A 15,231-nucleotide genomic window follows, 5' to 3' on the forward strand; every position below is an offset into this window, starting at 1 on the left:
TCAAAAGATCAGCGCCAGCGCCGGAACACCAGGGAGGTGTTGACGCCGCCAAAGGCAAAGTTGTTGTTCATCACATACTCGTTGCTCATCTGCCGGAACTCGCCGCGCAGGTAATCCAGCTCACCGCACTGCGGGTCGATCTGGTCGAGGTTCAAGGTGTGGATGTAGTGGTCACGGTTCAGCATCTCGATGCTGAACCAGGATTCCAGCGCCCCGCAGGCGCCCAGGGTGTGGCCGAGGAAACTCTTCTGCGAACTGATGGGCATGCGGCTGCCGAACAGGCTGCTGGTGGCCAGGGTTTCGGCGATATCGCCCTGCTCGGTGGCGGTGCCATGGCCGTTCACATAGCCGATGGCGTCCGCCGTCAGGCCGGCATCTTCCAGGGCCAGTTCCATGGCCCGGCGCATGGTGCTCTGCTCCGGACGGGTGGCGTGCTGGCCGTCGGCGTTGCTGCCGAAACCGACGATCTCCGCATGAATATGCGCACCCCGGGCCAGGGCATGTTCCAGCTCTTCGAGCACCAGCATGCCGCCGCCTTCACCGATCACCAGACCATCGCGGCCGCTGTCATAGGGCCGCGGGCTGCTCTGCGGCGCATCGTTTTTCAGGCTGGTGGCATAGAGCGCGTCGAACACCATGGCTTCAGTGGGACACAGCTCCTCGGCACCGCCGGCGAGCATCAGCGGCAGGCGCCCGAATTTGATCGCCTCGTAGGCATAGCCGATGCCCTGGCTGCCGCTGGTGCAGGCGCTGGAGGTGGGGATCAGGCGTCCGGTCAGGCCGAAGAAGATGCTGATATTCGCCGCCGTGGTGTGCGGCATCATGCGCACGTAGGAGTTGGCGTTGAGCCCCTCGGCCACCGAGTTGATCAGCATCATGCCGAAGGCCTTGATCTCGTCGGTGCTGCCGGTGGAGGAACCGCAGGCCACGCCCATGCGCCCGTCACGGATGATTTCGTTGCCCAGCAGGCCGGCATCGGCCAGGGCCATTTCCGCCGCGCCGACGGCGAAGCGCGAGACCCGGCCCATGCTGCGCAATTGCTTGCGGGTCCAGTGCGACGGCACCGCATAATCATCGATTGGCCCGGCCAGGCGGGTGTTCAACTCGGTGAAACGCTCCCACTCGGCCATGTAGCGGATGCCGCTGCGGTTGGCGCGGAAGTTGGCTTCGATGCTGGCCCAATCGTTGCCCAGGGAGGTGATACCGGCCATGCCGGTGACGACGACGCGCTTCATCAGCACAGGCCTCCGTTGACGGCCAGCACTTGCCGGGTGATATAGGACGCTTCCGCGGACATCAGGAAATTCACCGCGCTGGCGACTTCTTCCGGGGTGCCCATGCGTTGCGCCGGGATCATTTTCAGCAGTTCTTCCACGGGCACGTTTTCGTCGAGCATGGCGGTGTCGATCAGCCCCGGGGCGACGCAGTTGACGGTGATCCTGCGTTTGCCCAGCTCGATGGCCAGGGCCTTGGCGGCGCCGATCAGGCCAGCTTTCGAGGCACTGTAGTTGACCTGCCCGCGGTTGCCGATCAGCCCGGACACCGAGGTGATGCAGACGATCCGTCCGGGTGCGCGCCGACGGATCATCGACATCATCACCGGGTGCAGGACGTTGTAGAAACCGTCGAGGTTGGTGCGCAGGACCAGATCCCAGTCTTCCTCGGAGAGGGCCGGGAAAGCGCCGTCACGGGTCAGACCGGCGTTGAGCACCACGCCGTAGTAGGCGCCATGTTCCTCAACGTCGGCTTCCAGGCGGGTGCGACAGGCTTCACGGTCGGACACATCGAATTGCAGCACCCGGGCCTGGCGACCCAAGGCTTGGATTTCGACCCGCACGGCTTCGGCGTCGGCGCGACCGCTACGGCAATGCAGCACCAGATCAAAACCGGCGCGGGCCAGGCGCAGAGCGATTGCACGGCCGATACCGCGGCTGGAGCCGGTGACCAGGATGGATTCAGTCATGACGCGACTCCTGTGATTCGGATAAGTAAGCGGCGGCCTGGGGTGGCCGGAACACGTTCAGGCGCGCGCTGGCCTGGATGTCGGGACCGGTCAGGTGGCATTCGAACACGCCCATGCCATTGTCGTCTTCCAGCGAGCGCAGGGCGTGGATACGCAGTTCGCTACCAGCCGGAAAATGCTCCACGTTGCAGTTGAATTTGCGCGTGCCGAGCAGGAACCCCAGCTCCACCGGCCGGCCTTCGCCACGGGCGCGGCAACCGGCATAGGCGGCGACGCTCTGGGCCATCAGCTCGATACCGATCCAGGCCGGCAGGCTGCCGTCCTCGCGGTTGAACAGGCCCTCCGGGCGCACGGTGAGGCGGGTGTGGATCTGTTCTTCGTCGCAGGACAGGACCTGATCGATCAGGATCATGTCCCCGGCATGGGGCAGCAGTTCGGCGAGCGGCCAATCGATCATGGGGCGTCTCCGATAATCAGGCTGACGTTGTTGCCGCCGAAGGCAAAGGAGTTGCTCATCAGGCGGCGTGGTGGATGAGGGGGGAGGCGGTCGCCCGGCTTGACCCAGTTCAGGGGCGGCAGTGCCGGGTCGGCCTGGCCATCCCAGACGTGTGGTGGCAAGGCGGCGGATGGGTTGTCGGCACTCAGGCTCAACCAGCAGAACGCCGCTTCCAGTGCGCCGGCGGCGCCGAGGGTGTGGCCGGTCATGGGTTTGGTCGAAGAGCAGGGCAGGCTCGCCGGGAACAGCTTGGACACCGCCAGGCTTTCCATGGCGTCGTTGTGCTGGGTCGCGGTGCCATGCAGGTTCATATAGCCGATGTCTTGCGGTTGCAGGCCAGCCTGTTTCAGCGCTTTGCTCATAGCCAGCACAGCGCCCTGGCCGGTGGGGTCGGGGGCGGAAATATGGTGGGCGTCGCAACTGGCGCCCGCGCCGAGCAGGGCAATGGCCGGGCCGGCGTCGGCGCGTTTGCTCATCAGGAACAGCACTGCCGCTTCACCAATATTGATGCCGTTGCGATTCCGCGAAAATGGGTTGCAACGCTGCCCGGACACCGCTTCCAGCGAGCTGAACCCGCGGAGCGTCAGCTGGCACAGGCTGTCGACCCCGCCGCACAACACGGCGTCGCACAGGCCCAGGTCGAGCAGGCGCCGGGCACTCATCAGCGCCCGCGCACTGGAGGTGCAAGCGGTGGAGATCACGTAGGCCGGGCCGCGCAGTTGCAGCCAGTCGGCGAGGAAGGTCGCCGGGGCGCTCAGTTCCTGTTGCTGATAGTCATAGCCCTCGGGAAAGTGACCCTCGTGCAGGTAGCTGGTGATACCGTGGCAGGCCTCGTCGATGCCCGAGGTGCTGGTGCCCAGGACGATGCCGATGCGTTCGCGGCCATAGGTGTCGATGGCGCACTGGATCGGCTCGGCGATTTGCCGCGTGGCTTCCATCAGCAGTTGATTGTTGCGGCTGGCCTGGGCGCTCAGTTCGGCCGGGATCGCTACCAGTGCTCCGCGCACGGCGGCCACCGGCAGGCTGCGCTCCGGCACCCAGCCACTTGCTTCGCGCATGCCCGAGCAGTCGCCGGCAAACAGCTTGCGCGCCACGCTCCGCTTGTCGCGACCCAGCGCGCAGATCACACCGAGGGCGTTCAGGTAGGCGGTCATGGGGCGGTCTCGCTCAACGGACTGATTCGGTACTGCAGAGTGTCCGGCAGGCTCAGGGTGAATTCCAGCGGCTGGCGATAGCTGACTCGCCAGCGGGCGTCAAGGACACGTTCCCTGGCTTGGCGTTGCGCGCTCGGGTAGTTGCCCGCCAGTTCGGCATCCGGAGTCAGGGCGAACAGCAACGCCGCGAACAGTTCGCGAGCCTGGGGATTGGGAGGCAGCAGGCCGTCGGCCTGCCATTCACCGTCTTGCAGGCGCTGGCGGGCCAGGGGGATGCCCAGCGGGTCCATCAGCGACCAGCGCAGAGCGTTCGCTTCGCGCTGGATCACCAGCAGCCAGTCCTGGCGTTGTCCGGCCTGTTCACGCTCGATGTGCAATTGCAGCGGCAAAGCCAGGGTCGGTGCGTGCACGGGCAACGGCACGCGGCTGGCGCAGGCGCTCAGCAGCAGGAGGCAGCCCAGCAACAGGGCGCGAATCATTCGGCAGCCCCGCCGAATGGTTTGCGCGCGACCACGTTGACCAGGGTTTCCTCACGCTGGCCCGCTGGCGGCGGGTTCTTCAGGCGCAGGCGCTCCAGCAGCCCGAAGTCCTTGGCCCGGCTCCACCACAGATACGGGTAGGAGACGTTCCGCGGGGTGAACTCGAAGCCCTGGTCGCGAAGCATGTCCAGGTACTGCGCCGCGCTTTTCTGCACGTGCATCGGGTGACGGAACAGCCAACGAATCACCCAGGTGTCGATATAGGCTTCGGTGGACTCGGCGAACAGCAGGTAGCCGCCTGGCTTGAGTACCCGATAGAACTCGGCCAGGGCGCGGTCCTGCTGCACCAGGTGATGGAAGGTCTGGTGGCAGAAGAGGATATCGACGCTTTGCGAGGGTACGTCGAGGATCGCGCAGTCGCTGCCGATCAACTCGACTTCCAGGCCACGACGCTGCGCTTCTTCGCTACTCAGCTTGAGACTGTGGGGATCGGCGTCGAGGCCGATCAGGCGCGCCGGGGCGAAGACCTGCTGCAGATATTCGAAGGACTTGCCCTGGCCGCAACCGGCGTCGAGTATCACCGGGTTGGCTGGCGGGGCCTCGCTGAACAGGCCGCGCAGGTCGTTGATCGCCACTCGCAGCACATGGTGCTGCCAGGTGTGGCTGCGCAGGAACCAGAAGCCGAAACGGGTCTCCTCGACGTAGGTATCGCTCAGGTATGGATGGCTCATGTCGGGGTGCTCGCACAGATTTCCGACAGCATCCGCAGACGCCGTCGGGGTTCGCTGACAAAGGGGTTTCGCTCGTCCCAGGCATAGCCGGCGAGGATTGCACTGATCATGGCGCGGATTTCCGGCGAACTGCCGGGATGGAAGATCACATCCTGGAAGGTGCCGGCGTACCAGCCTTCGACATAGCAGCGGAAGGTGTCGACACCGCGTTTGAGCGGTTCGGCGAACTGGCTCTGCCAGTCGACGCTTTCGCCTTGCAACTGGCGATGCAGCAGTCCGGCGGCCATGCTCGCCGAACGCATGGCGATGGTCACGCCGGAGGAGAACACCGGGTCGAGGAATTCCGCCGCGTTGCCGAGCAAGGCGAAGCCCGGTCCGTGCAGGGTCTTCACATTGGCCGAGTAGCCGCCGATGGTCCGTGCCGGGGTGTCCCACACGGCGTTCTCCATCACGGCTTGCAGGCTCGGGGTTTCGGCGACGAAACCCTTGAGGCAGGCATCCAGGTCCTCGGTGCGCCCGGCAAAGTGCTCGGCAGCGGCGACCACGCCGATGGAGCAGCGGCCGTTGCTGAACGGGATGGTCCAGAACCAGATATCGCGCTGTTGCGGATGGGTGGTGATGAGGATCTTTTCCCGCTCGAAACCGGGATGTTCGATACGGTCTTCGACATGGGTGAAGACCGCCTGGCGCACCGGGAAATTCGACGCTGCTTCAAGGTCGAGCAGGCGCGGCAGCACCCGGCCGTAGCCGCTGGCATCGAGGACGAAGCGTGCTTCGATCAAGTACTCGCTGCCGTTTTCGCGCCGAGCCCGAAGCTGTGGTTGTGGAAGGTCGAAATCAACGCTGACGACTGCCTCGCCGTAGCGGATTTCCACGCCTTGCAGGGCTGCCTGGTCCGCCAGCAGTTTGTCGAAGTCGGCGCGCTGGACCTGGAAGGTAGTCGGCTTGCCATTGCTGAAGGTCTTGCCGAAATCGAAGGTGCTGTAGTGTTCGCCCCAAGCGAAGGCCGCGCCGTTTTTCAATTGGAACCCGGCGGCATTGACGGCGTCGAGCATGCCGGCTTCTTCGACGAAGTCCAGGCAGTGCGAGAGCAGGCTTTCACCGATGGAAAAGCGCGGGAAGTGCTGGCGCTCGACGATCAGCACGTCGTGGCCGTTGCGTTTGAGCAAGGCGGCGGCGATGGCGCCAGAAGGGCCCGCGCCAATCACCACGACTTCTCGATGTTCCATTTCAATCGCTGGCACACAGGCTCCTTGTGGGGGTCGACGGTTTCGAAGGGGTAGGATTCGGCTCGGTAGCCGTGACCGAGTGCTCGGCCTGCGGTGTCGCGGCCTTGTCGGTCGGACGGGCGGCCCAGGGCGCGAGGAGGAAGCTGAAGGCCAGCCCCAGGCTCACCGCCAGGCCGAAGTTGCTCACCGCCGGGGTACTGGAAATCGCCAGCAGGCCGAACGACAGCCAGGTGGTCAGGGCGGCCAGCAAGGTCCCCAGCAGGCTGACGGCGGCGCCGCCGATCTGCTCGCGCATCAGGATCGCGTAGTCGACGCTGATGGCGGTCACCAGCAGCAGGCCGAACAGGCTGAACAGCGTCAGCGGCTGGCCCAGCCAGCCGAGGCTGGCCAGGCTGCAGAGGGCCGCCAGCAGCGGCAGGGCGATGATCCGCAAGGCGCCGCGAAGGCCGAACGGCAGGATCAGCAACAGCACGATCAGCACGCAGGAAGCCAGTTTCAGTTCGGCGGCGCTGACCTGGGTGGCGGCAAAGACCTTGTTCAACTCGCCCAGCCGGTCCACCAGTTGGACCCCTGGCAGATCCACGGCTTGCGCCCGCAACAGCTCGGGGTCGTTCAGACCGCGCAGGCTGACCATGCCGGCCACGCCGTTGGTCTGCGGGCCCAGCCAGAGCAGACGCCAGGGTTCGGACAGCGGGCCCTTGAGGGCGCTGTCGATATCCTGGATCGGCAGGGCTTGCAGCTGGGTCAATTCGTTTTGCAGGGCCGCGGCCGGCACGCCGAGGTCGAGCAGGGGTTGCCAGAAGTCCGGCAGTTGCTTGAGCGAGTCATGCAGTTGCTGCTGTTCCCGGGGCAGGCTGACCACCTGGTCCAGCGACTGATAGCCCTGCAGTTTGCCCTGGCTCACCAGTTGCGCGAGGCGCTCGCCGAGTGCGGCCTGGCGCTCCAGCAGTTGTTGTTGATCGGCACCGCGCACCAGGAAGAATTGGCTGGTGGGCTGGTAGCCAGTGATCCGCGCGACCGCCTGGGCGTCGGCCAGCAGTTGCGGCGGCGCCCCGACCCATTGGCGGATATCGTTCTTGCTGGTCAGGTGCCACAGGCCACCGGCACAGAACAGCACCAGCAGCGCCAGCAGCAGCCGGCTGCCGACCTTGCGCAGTAGCGCTTCACGCACGTTCAGCAAAACTTCGCAGACCCGTAGCGGCCATTGCGCCGGACGCAGGTCGGTGCCCTTGAGCAGCGCCGGCAGCAGGCACACGGCGGTCAGGTAGGCCCCCAGCAGGCCGGCGGCGGAGAACACGGCGATCTGGGTCAGGGCCGGAAACGGTGTCCAGGCCAGGGCCAGGTAACCAATGCAACTGGTGGCCAGGCTCAGGCTCAGCCCGGGCAGGGTGATGCGCAGGGCCGGCCAGCTGTGCCAGGGTTTCAGGCTCCAGCTCTTGGACAGGTAATGCAGCGGGTAGTCCACGGCCACGCCGATCAGGCTGGCCCCCAGCACCAGGGTCATCACATGCAGATGGCCGAACAGCAGCACGCAGGCCACCGTACCGAACAGCATGCCCACCAGCACCGGGACGAAGGCCAGCAACACCCGCCAACGGCGGAAGGCCAGCAACAGCAGCAGGAGAATGCCGAAGGTGGCGCCACCGCCGACCCAGGTGATTTCCCGGGTCGCCCGTTGCTGGCCGGCGGCGGCATACAGCAGGCCGCTGGCCGCGAGCAGTTGCGCGTCGTCCTGCGCGGCTTCCTCGCGGCTGTGTTTGAGCAGTTCGGCGACCTGCACCGGCAACTTCATGTCGAAGGCGTTGCCGCGGGTCCGGGCGCGCAACAGCACCCAACTTTTGCCGTCGGCCTCGGCGATCAGCGCGCCGCTGCCGAGATCGAATTGCACCGCGCCAGGTTTTGGCCGGCTATCCTGGATGCGTCCGGTCAAGCCGAGCCAGTCGTCCTGGCTCGGCACCAGGCTGACTCCGGCAAAGGGATCGAACAGGGACTGGACCCGTTGCTGGATAAACGCCGCCGGGTGGTCGATCAGTTGTTGCCGGTCAGCGCGGGTGAGCATCGCTAAACGGCTGGCCAACAGTTGTTGGCGCAGGGCTGGCAGGTCGGCCTGCAAGCTCCATTGCACGGTTTCGAACAACCCGCTGGCCTGCCAACGCTCACCCAGGCGTTGCGCCAGGGCAATGGCTTTCTGGCGATCGGCCTGACCCACCAGCACCAGCATTTCCCGGTTCAAGGGTTCCTGCATGCGCTGTTCGGCCTTGAGTTCCAGGGCATTCGGCGCTGAACCCGGCACCAGTTCCATCAGGTCGGCCGACAGCGGCGCGCCATGGCGCCACTGCCAGCCGGCGAGTGTCAGCATCGCCAGCAGCAGGATCAGGAACAGGCGCGGGAGCAGGCGTTCACTCGGCAAAGTCGTGTTGCTCCGCATCGCTCAGGGGGAGGACAGCGCTGCTGTCCTGCATGCGCAGGACCGTGCTGTCACCCTGGGTTTCCAGCAGTTCGATGCGCTGCACCAGCTCGCCGCCGTCGATATTGATCCGGGTGAAGATCTGCTTGAGCAGCACCGAGCGTGGCACCAGGGTCAGTTGCCAGTGCTGGGCGTCGCCTTGCAGTTGCAGTTCGAAATCCCGTTGCAGGCCGCTGCTGTCGCCTTGCAGCACGGCGATGAACAGGCGGTTCTGTTCGGCCCCGGCGCTTTTGTTCGGGACCATTTGCCAGCCACTCGGGTCGCGGCGGGCGATACCCTTGGCGCTGATGCGGTAGTCCTGCTGCAACGGTGTCTTGAGCAGCCAGAGCAGGCCGTGGTCCTTGGCGAGGACGAAGCTGCCCTTGCTGGTCAGCGGTTGCGGCAGGGCGCGCAGGTGTTTTTCCTGGATAAAGCTGCCGTGGATTACCGTGGGCTTGGCCAGTTGCTCGCTCAGCTGTTGCAGGTCGAAGGCCGAAGCGTGGGCGGACAGGCCCAGGCCGAACAGAAGGCTTAGCCGGCGCACGAACCTTGTAGGAGCGAGCTTGCTCGCGATGAGGGCCGTGAGGTTTGCAACGATCTTGCGGACGCTATCGCGAGCAAGCTCGCTCCTACAGGGGTTGTGTCGTACCCGGGTCAGGAGGGTCATGCCAGCACCTTCTCGACAGCGGCGACGAAGACCTTGGGCGAAGCCAACAGCATTTCCCGGCTCTGCATATCCACCGCCACCTGCACGCTGCTGGCGCGGGTCAGGCGTTCGCCGCTGGCCAGGTCGGTGATCAGGTAGTTGACCTTCAAGCGGTTCTCCCACTCCACCAGGTTGGCCCGTACATTGATCTTCTGGCCGAACACCGCCCCGCGCACATAGCGCAGTTGCAGGTCGATCACCGGCCAGGAGTAGCCGGATTCGAGCATCTGCGTGTAATTGTGGCCGATATGGTCCAGCAACGCGCAGCGGGCGACTTCCAGGTACTTCACGTAATGGCCGTGCCAGACCACATGCATGGTGTCAACGTCGAAGAACGGCACCAGGATCTCGGTATCGACATGCAACACGCCGCGGCTACGCATGCAGCCTCCAGTGTTGCTCGGCGATACGTTTCAGGCACAGGCGCAGTTCGGCTTCGAGGGCGCGGTCTTCGATCACCGGGGCGAAATCCTCGGCCAGGGCTTTATGCATCGCCGCCAGGGCCGGCGGCAGCGGTCGTGCATCGCTGGCCTGGCTGCGCAGCCAGACGCCCTGGTTGGCGGCGAGCAAGGTGGCGGCGGCGACCTGTTCGGTCAGCTCCAGCACACGGATCGCGTCGCGGGCGGCGATGGTGCCCATGCTCACCTTGTCCTGGTTGTGGCATTCGGTGGAGCGCGAGAACACGCTGGCCGGCATGGTGTTTTTCAGGGCTTCGGCGGTCCAGGCGCTGGCGCCGATCTGCACGGCCTTGAAACCATGGTTGAGCATCGCGCGTTCGGCACTGGCCCCGGAGAGGTTGCTCGGCAGGCCGTGGTTGTAGCGTACGTCCACCAGCAGGGCGAGCTGGCGATCGAGCAGGTCGGCGACGTTGGCCACCAGGGTCTTGAGGCTGTCCATGGCAAAGGCGATATGCCCGCCGTAGAAGTGCCCGCCGTGAAGCACGCGCTCTTCTTCGGCGTCGATGATCGGGTTGTCGTTGGCGCTGTTCAGTTCGGTCTCGATAAACGCGCGCAACCAGCCCAGGCTGTCGGCCAGCACGCCGAGGACGTGCGGTGCGCAGCGCAGCGAGTAGCGATCCTGTAAACGGTGCAGCGGCGCGGTCGGCGCGTCGATGGCGAGGTCTTTGCGCAACCACGCGGCCACCTGCATCTGTCCCGGGTGCGGCTTGGCGGCGAACAGGCGCTCGTCGAAATGCTCCGGGTTGCCTTGCAGCGCCACCACATTGAGGGCGGTGATGCGGGTTGCCAGTTGCAGCAGGTAGTCGGCGCGAGCAAAAGCCAGGCAGGCCAGTCCAGTCATCACCGCGGTGCCATTCATCAGCGCCAGGGCTTCCTTGGGCCGCAGCACCAGCGGGTCCCAACCGAGTTCACGGTGCACATCGCAGGACTGGCGGCGTTCGCCGCGAAACAGCACTTCGCGTTCGCCGGAGAGGGTCGCGGCCACGTAGGACAGCGGCGTCAGGTCGCCGCTGGCGCCGACCGAGCCCTCTTCGGGAATCTGCGGCAGGATGTCCAGGTCGAGGAAGGCCTGCAGGCGTTCCAGTAATTCCACGCGCACGCCGGACACGCCATGGCACAGCGACTGCAAACGCGCCGCCAACACCGCCCGGGTCGCCTGCGGGTCGAGCAACTGGCCGAGGCCGCAGCCGTGGAAGGTGTAGAGGTGCCGCGGCAGCGCTTCGACATGTTGCAGCGGCACCGCCACCACGCAGGAATCGCCGTAGCCGGTGGTGACGCCGTAGATCACGCCTTCCTTGTCCAGCAGCGAATCAAGGAACTGCGCGCCCTTGGCAATGCGCCGGCGGAACGCCGGGTCGCCTTGCAGTTGCGTGGGCACCTGACGGTTGGCCAGGGCCAGCACGTCTTCGATGCGCAGCGGGAGTTCGCCGAAGGTGACCGGCTCAAGCGGATGCGTTGTCATCGGATTTCCAGAAAGGGTAGAAATTGAACCATTGGTGCGGTGCCAGCAGACAGTACTGGCCCAGGCGCTCGGCGTAACGGCTTGCCCACTGGGCAATCACCTGTTCGCGGTCGCTGCGTTTCCACTGCACCGCCTCGGTGAAGGGTTCGAGGGTGATGCGATAGCGGCCCTGGAGTTTCACGCAGAACAGCAGATTGACCGGGCATTTCAACAGTCCGGCCAGGAGCCATGGACCTTGCGGGAATGCGGCGGGCTGGCCGAGGAAATCCACTCGCACGTGGCGCCCACCATGCAGCGGCACGCGGTCGCCGGCAATCGCCAGCCACTCGCCACGGTCCAGGCGCTGGCTCAGTTGCAGCATGATCGCCGGGTCCAGCTCGCTGACCTGGATCAGCCGCAGGTTGCTCGCGCCGGCCTCGCCCAGCAGGCGGTTGAAACGCTCGGCGTGCTTGGTGTGCACCAGCACGTTCATGGTGACCTTTTCGCCCAACTCGGCGAGGGCGCGGCAGACTTCCAGGTTGCCCAGGTGCGCGCCCACCAGCATTTGCCCGCGTTCGCCGCGCAGTTGATCACGCAGCCGGGCCGGGTCGACGATCTCGAGCTGCTCGAGGCGCAGCTTGCCGTTCCACACGTCGAGTTTGTCCAGCAGCGAGTCGGCAAAGGCCATGAACTGTCGGAAGACCTTCATCCAGGTCGGCCGCAGGGCGCTCTGACCGCTCCAGTCGGCCAGGCGCTGCTGGTAGTGCCAGGCGCTCTGCCGGGCGCTGCGACCGAACAGGAAGAAGTACAGGACGATACCGTGCAGCACCGGGCTGAGGACTCGACGGCCGAGGAGCTTGACGCCGACGGCGGTGAGCTTCATCAGCCAGAAGCTGCCGCGCTCCTGATGGTCGGCCCAGTGCTTGGGGGTGTCGTTCATGCCCGCCACCGTCGCCAGAGGATGCTCGGCAAGCGCACCAGCATGCCGAAGAACAGCCGGGTATGCATGCTGGAAATCAGTGCGTTGTCGTGGAACATCCGAAAGTGCGAGAGGCCGTCCTGGGGGTAGTGGACCTTGGTCGGCAACCAGCGCATGGGCTGGTTGCGCCAGGACAGGCGCACGAGGATGTCCGAGTCGAAGTCCATGCGCTTGCCCACCTTCACCGAGTCGATCAGCGCCAGCACCGGTGGCAGCGGGTAGACCCGGAAGCCGCACATGGAGTCGCGGATCTGCAGCGACAGACTGTTGATCCAGACCCAGACGTGGGTCAGATAGCGGGCGTAGAGCCGGCCCTTGGGCACGCTCTCATCGTATTGCGGGTAGCCGCAGATCAGCGCTTCGGGATGGCTGCGCGAGAGCTCGAGAAAGACGGCGATGTCCCGCAGGTCGTGCTGGCCGTCGGCGTCCACCTGCAGGACATGGGTGAAGCCCTGCCGCGCGGCCTCCCGCATCCCGGTCATGACCGCGCCGCCCTTGCCCTGGTTGACGGGGAGCCTCACCAGGGAGACCCGTTCGTGCTCGGCGAGTTGTTTCAGTACCGTCGCGCAGGCCGGGCTGCTGCCATCGTCCACCAGCACACAGGGCAGGCCGGCGCCGAGCAAGGCTTCGAGGACCGCGGGCACGGCGGCTTCGTGGTTGTAGACCGGAATGACGGCGCAGGGCTTATGCATGAGCGGCCTCCAGCACAATGCGGCCGCTGGAGCAGGCAGCCTTGGTATTGCGAAAGGCGAAGTGCAGTTTGCTGCGTTCATGGTCGAAGCGCAGGCTCAGCTCGAGTTGATCGCCCGGACGCACCAGTTGCTGGAACTTCAGCACCTCCATGCCGGCGAACTTCGACGGCAGTTCGAGTCGCTCGCGGCCCAGCGCCAGAGCCCAATCCACTTGCACCACGCCCGGCAGAACCGGAGTGGCCGGGAAGTGGCCGCTGAAATAGGCCAGGTCCGGCGGTACGGCCAACTGCAACAGCCATTCGCCATCCGTTTCGTGTTGCGCCAGCACCTCCGGGCCTTTCGGGCGCGGGGCCCGCAACAGGGCCTGGATTTCGGCTTGTGGCAGTTTGCCTTGGGCGTTCAGCGGCAGTTGCCGCAGCAAACGCCAGCGGCGCGGCAGCGCCAGGGTTTCACAATGGCCGAGCAAATGTTTGCGCAGGGCCTCGGTCAGCGCGCGTCGCCCCTGGTTACGCAGGCTATACAGCCCTTGTTCGGAGAGCACCAGCAGCGCGCCAAGGTAGGCGCGGTTTTCCTGCACGACCCCGAGGCGCGCTTCGGCGACCCAGTCGTGTTCCATCAGGGCCTGTTCCAGCATCGGCAGGGAGATGCGTTTTTCTTCCAGCTTGACGATACGGTCCAGTCGGCCCAGCAGTTCGAAGCGGCCATCGGCGGCGAAGCGCACCGCGTCGGCGGTGTGTTCGACATGCCCGGCCGGCAGGTAAGGCGAGGCCACGCTCAGGGCGCCGTCGCTGTCCTGGCTCAAGTGCACATTGGCGAACGGCTGCCACAGCGGGTCACCCTGGCGCCAGGCGATGCCGCCGGTTTCCGAGCTGCCGAGGATTTCCGTCGGCCATTGCCGCAAGCGTTGTCGCAGGCTGGCCGCGGCTTCGGGGGGCAGTGCGCCACCTGAGGAAAATACCCGGCGCACCTGACTCAGGGCCGGCCAGTCGAGGTTGTCGCCCATGCGCTTGAGCAGGGCCGGACTCGCCACCCAGGCAAACTGCGGGTGTTCACGGCTGGCGCGCTGCAGGTCTTCCGGGAAGGCCAGTTGCTTGCGCACGAAGGTTCGACCGGCACATAACGGCCAGAGCACGCGGAACAGCAAACCATAGATATGTTGGGTGGCGACGCTGCCGATGATGCAGGCCTGGTCGAGGTCGGCGCCCCACAGGTGTTCCAGGGCCAGCACTTCATTGGCCAGTTGGCGCAGGCTTTTGTCGATGCGCTTGGGCTCGCCGCTGGAGCCGGAGGTGCACAGGCTCAGGCGGCAGTCATCGAGATCGAGCGCGGCCGGGCTCAGCGCTTCGCTGCCGAGGTCTTCGAGGGCGTGGCGGTCGGTCAGCCACAGGTCGACATCCGCCGCCCAGCGCTGGCGAGTCTGCTCTTGCAGGTCGGCGGGCAACAGTACCCGGACACCGGCTCGCCAGGCACCGAGCAGGGCGATGGCCAGTTCGCCGGCATCTTCCAGATGCACGGCGATGTGCTTCACGCCACGCGCCTGCAAGCCGGCCGCCAGGCTCAACGCCCGCTGCGACAGCCCGGCATGATCCAGCGGTGGGTCCAGGGTGATCGCACGCGGTCCATGCGACTTGAGCAACAACTGCTCAAGGTTTATCCAGTTCATGCGCGGCCTCTTACCCGTTGTCGTACCAGCCACTCAATGGCGAACAGCAAACCCATCAGCCCATAGGAGATCAGGCCGGTGTACAGCGTCCACCAGCTCAGCGGCGCCCAGAGAGTCAGGGCGGCGGCGATCAGACCGTTACAGAGAAAGAACAGGCTCCAGACGCGGGTCACCTGCCTCGTATAGTTAATGGCCACATCCGGCAGTTGCGGCTCGCGCAGGCGGGCCAGTCGCTCGACCATCGGTGGGCCGAATTTCAGGCTCAGGCCGAACAGGCCAAGCATGAACGCGCTGATCAGCACCGGGTACCAGCGCAGCAGCAGCGGGCTGTTGAGCAACGCCAGCAAGCCGCAGAACGCGATGGCGCAGAGGGCCATCCACAGGCTGCCGGGTCGCCGTTTGCTGGTCAGGGCCCGGGCCAGCCACAGGCCACCGAGCAACAGTCCGAACTGCCAGGGGGCGAAATGCTCCATGCCGAAATACACCGCAAACGGGTACAGCAGGCCCGCCAGCAGCAGGCCGAGGCCGATCAGGCGCTTCATGCGGCCGGTTGCACCAGGCGAAAGACCGCCTCGACCACATCGTTGACGGTACGCACCGACTTGAATTCATCGGCGGCGATTTTCTTGCCGGTTTGACGCTTGATATGGTCGATCAGGTCAACGGCATCGATGCTGTCGATTTCCAGGTCCTGGTACAGGTTGCTGTCCAGGGTGACGCGTTCGGGTTCCAGTTCAAAGAGTTCGACCAGGGCATCGCGCAGGGTGTTGAAGATGTCGTCACGGGTTTGCATG

The 15,231-nt window shown here is 65.5% G+C and carries 16 protein-coding genes; all 16 read right to left on the bottom strand.

The features are described 5' to 3' along the window. Positions 1–8: 8 nt before the first annotated feature. The 16 genes from AC07VG_RS14020 to AC07VG_RS14095 are packed head-to-tail and all read right to left on the bottom strand — an operon-like array spanning position 9 to position 15,230. Positions 9–1,235 carry a beta-ketoacyl-ACP synthase gene (locus tag AC07VG_RS14020; protein WP_495003302.1) on the bottom strand — a complete coding sequence of 409 codons (1,227 nt, stop codon included), beginning with the start codon at positions 1,233–1,235 and terminating at the stop codon, positions 9–11. After that, on the bottom strand, positions 1,235–1,963 hold the full coding sequence (locus AC07VG_RS14025; RefSeq protein ID WP_495003303.1) for a 3-ketoacyl-ACP reductase FabG2: 729 nt from the start codon (positions 1,961–1,963) through the stop codon (positions 1,235–1,237). Before AC07VG_RS14025 ends, AC07VG_RS14020 begins: the two co-directional genes overlap by 1 nt. Next, a complete protein-coding gene (locus tag AC07VG_RS14030) occupies positions 1,956–2,420 on the bottom strand; it encodes a hotdog family protein (RefSeq protein ID WP_495003304.1) in 465 nt (154 codons plus the stop codon). The genes AC07VG_RS14025 and AC07VG_RS14030 overlap by 8 nt, the downstream gene beginning before the upstream one ends. Beyond that, positions 2,417–3,613, bottom strand: a complete 1,197-nt coding sequence (locus AC07VG_RS14035; protein ID WP_495003305.1) for a beta-ketoacyl-[acyl-carrier-protein] synthase family protein — start codon at positions 3,611–3,613, stop codon at positions 2,417–2,419. Before AC07VG_RS14035 ends, AC07VG_RS14030 begins: the two co-directional genes overlap by 4 nt. Beyond that, positions 3,610–4,092 (bottom strand): DUF3261 domain-containing protein, encoded by a 483-nt coding sequence (locus AC07VG_RS14040; RefSeq protein ID WP_495003306.1) that lies wholly within the window; start codon positions 4,090–4,092, stop codon positions 3,610–3,612. Before AC07VG_RS14040 ends, AC07VG_RS14035 begins: the two co-directional genes overlap by 4 nt. Beyond that, positions 4,089–4,823, bottom strand: coding sequence for a class I SAM-dependent methyltransferase (locus AC07VG_RS14045; protein WP_495021369.1), 735 nt, complete (start codon positions 4,821–4,823; stop codon positions 4,089–4,091). The genes AC07VG_RS14040 and AC07VG_RS14045 overlap by 4 nt, the downstream gene beginning before the upstream one ends. Next, positions 4,820–6,067: an NAD(P)/FAD-dependent oxidoreductase gene (locus AC07VG_RS14050; RefSeq protein ID WP_495021370.1), complete on the bottom strand. Its 1,248-nt coding sequence runs from the start codon at positions 6,065–6,067 to the stop codon at positions 4,820–4,822. The genes AC07VG_RS14045 and AC07VG_RS14050 overlap by 4 nt, the downstream gene beginning before the upstream one ends. After that, positions 6,054–8,462, bottom strand: coding sequence for an MMPL family transporter (locus AC07VG_RS14055; RefSeq protein WP_495021371.1), 2,409 nt, complete (start codon positions 8,460–8,462; stop codon positions 6,054–6,056). Before AC07VG_RS14055 ends, AC07VG_RS14050 begins: the two co-directional genes overlap by 14 nt. Then, positions 8,452–9,165, bottom strand: a complete 714-nt coding sequence (locus AC07VG_RS14060; protein WP_495003310.1) for an outer membrane lipoprotein carrier protein LolA — start codon at positions 9,163–9,165, stop codon at positions 8,452–8,454. The genes AC07VG_RS14055 and AC07VG_RS14060 overlap by 11 nt, the downstream gene beginning before the upstream one ends. Continuing rightward, on the bottom strand, positions 9,162–9,587 hold the full coding sequence (locus tag AC07VG_RS14065; protein WP_495003311.1) for an acyl-CoA thioesterase: 426 nt from the start codon (positions 9,585–9,587) through the stop codon (positions 9,162–9,164). Before AC07VG_RS14065 ends, AC07VG_RS14060 begins: the two co-directional genes overlap by 4 nt. Continuing rightward, a complete protein-coding gene (locus AC07VG_RS14070) occupies positions 9,580–11,124 on the bottom strand; it encodes an HAL/PAL/TAL family ammonia-lyase (protein WP_495021372.1) in 1,545 nt (514 codons plus the stop codon). The genes AC07VG_RS14065 and AC07VG_RS14070 overlap by 8 nt, the downstream gene beginning before the upstream one ends. Continuing rightward, positions 11,105–12,043 (bottom strand): lysophospholipid acyltransferase family protein, encoded by a 939-nt coding sequence (locus tag AC07VG_RS14075; protein ID WP_495003313.1) that lies wholly within the window; start codon positions 12,041–12,043, stop codon positions 11,105–11,107. Before AC07VG_RS14075 ends, AC07VG_RS14070 begins: the two co-directional genes overlap by 20 nt. Next, positions 12,040–12,774 carry a glycosyltransferase family 2 protein gene (locus AC07VG_RS14080; protein WP_495021373.1) on the bottom strand — a complete coding sequence of 245 codons (735 nt, stop codon included), beginning with the start codon at positions 12,772–12,774 and terminating at the stop codon, positions 12,040–12,042. The genes AC07VG_RS14075 and AC07VG_RS14080 overlap by 4 nt, the downstream gene beginning before the upstream one ends. Next, a complete protein-coding gene (locus AC07VG_RS14085; RefSeq protein ID WP_495003315.1) occupies positions 12,767–14,437 on the bottom strand; it encodes an ApeI family dehydratase in 1,671 nt (556 codons plus the stop codon). Before AC07VG_RS14085 ends, AC07VG_RS14080 begins: the two co-directional genes overlap by 8 nt. Then, positions 14,434–14,979, bottom strand: a complete 546-nt coding sequence (locus tag AC07VG_RS14090) for a COG4648 family protein (protein WP_495003316.1) — start codon at positions 14,977–14,979, stop codon at positions 14,434–14,436. The genes AC07VG_RS14085 and AC07VG_RS14090 overlap by 4 nt, the downstream gene beginning before the upstream one ends. Continuing rightward, positions 14,976–15,230 (bottom strand): acyl carrier protein, encoded by a 255-nt coding sequence (locus tag AC07VG_RS14095; RefSeq protein WP_121136121.1) that lies wholly within the window; start codon positions 15,228–15,230, stop codon positions 14,976–14,978. The genes AC07VG_RS14090 and AC07VG_RS14095 overlap by 4 nt, the downstream gene beginning before the upstream one ends. Position 15,231 lies beyond the last annotated feature (1 nt).

It is taken from the genome of Pseudomonas sp. GW821-FHT03C07 (assembly GCF_059420925.1).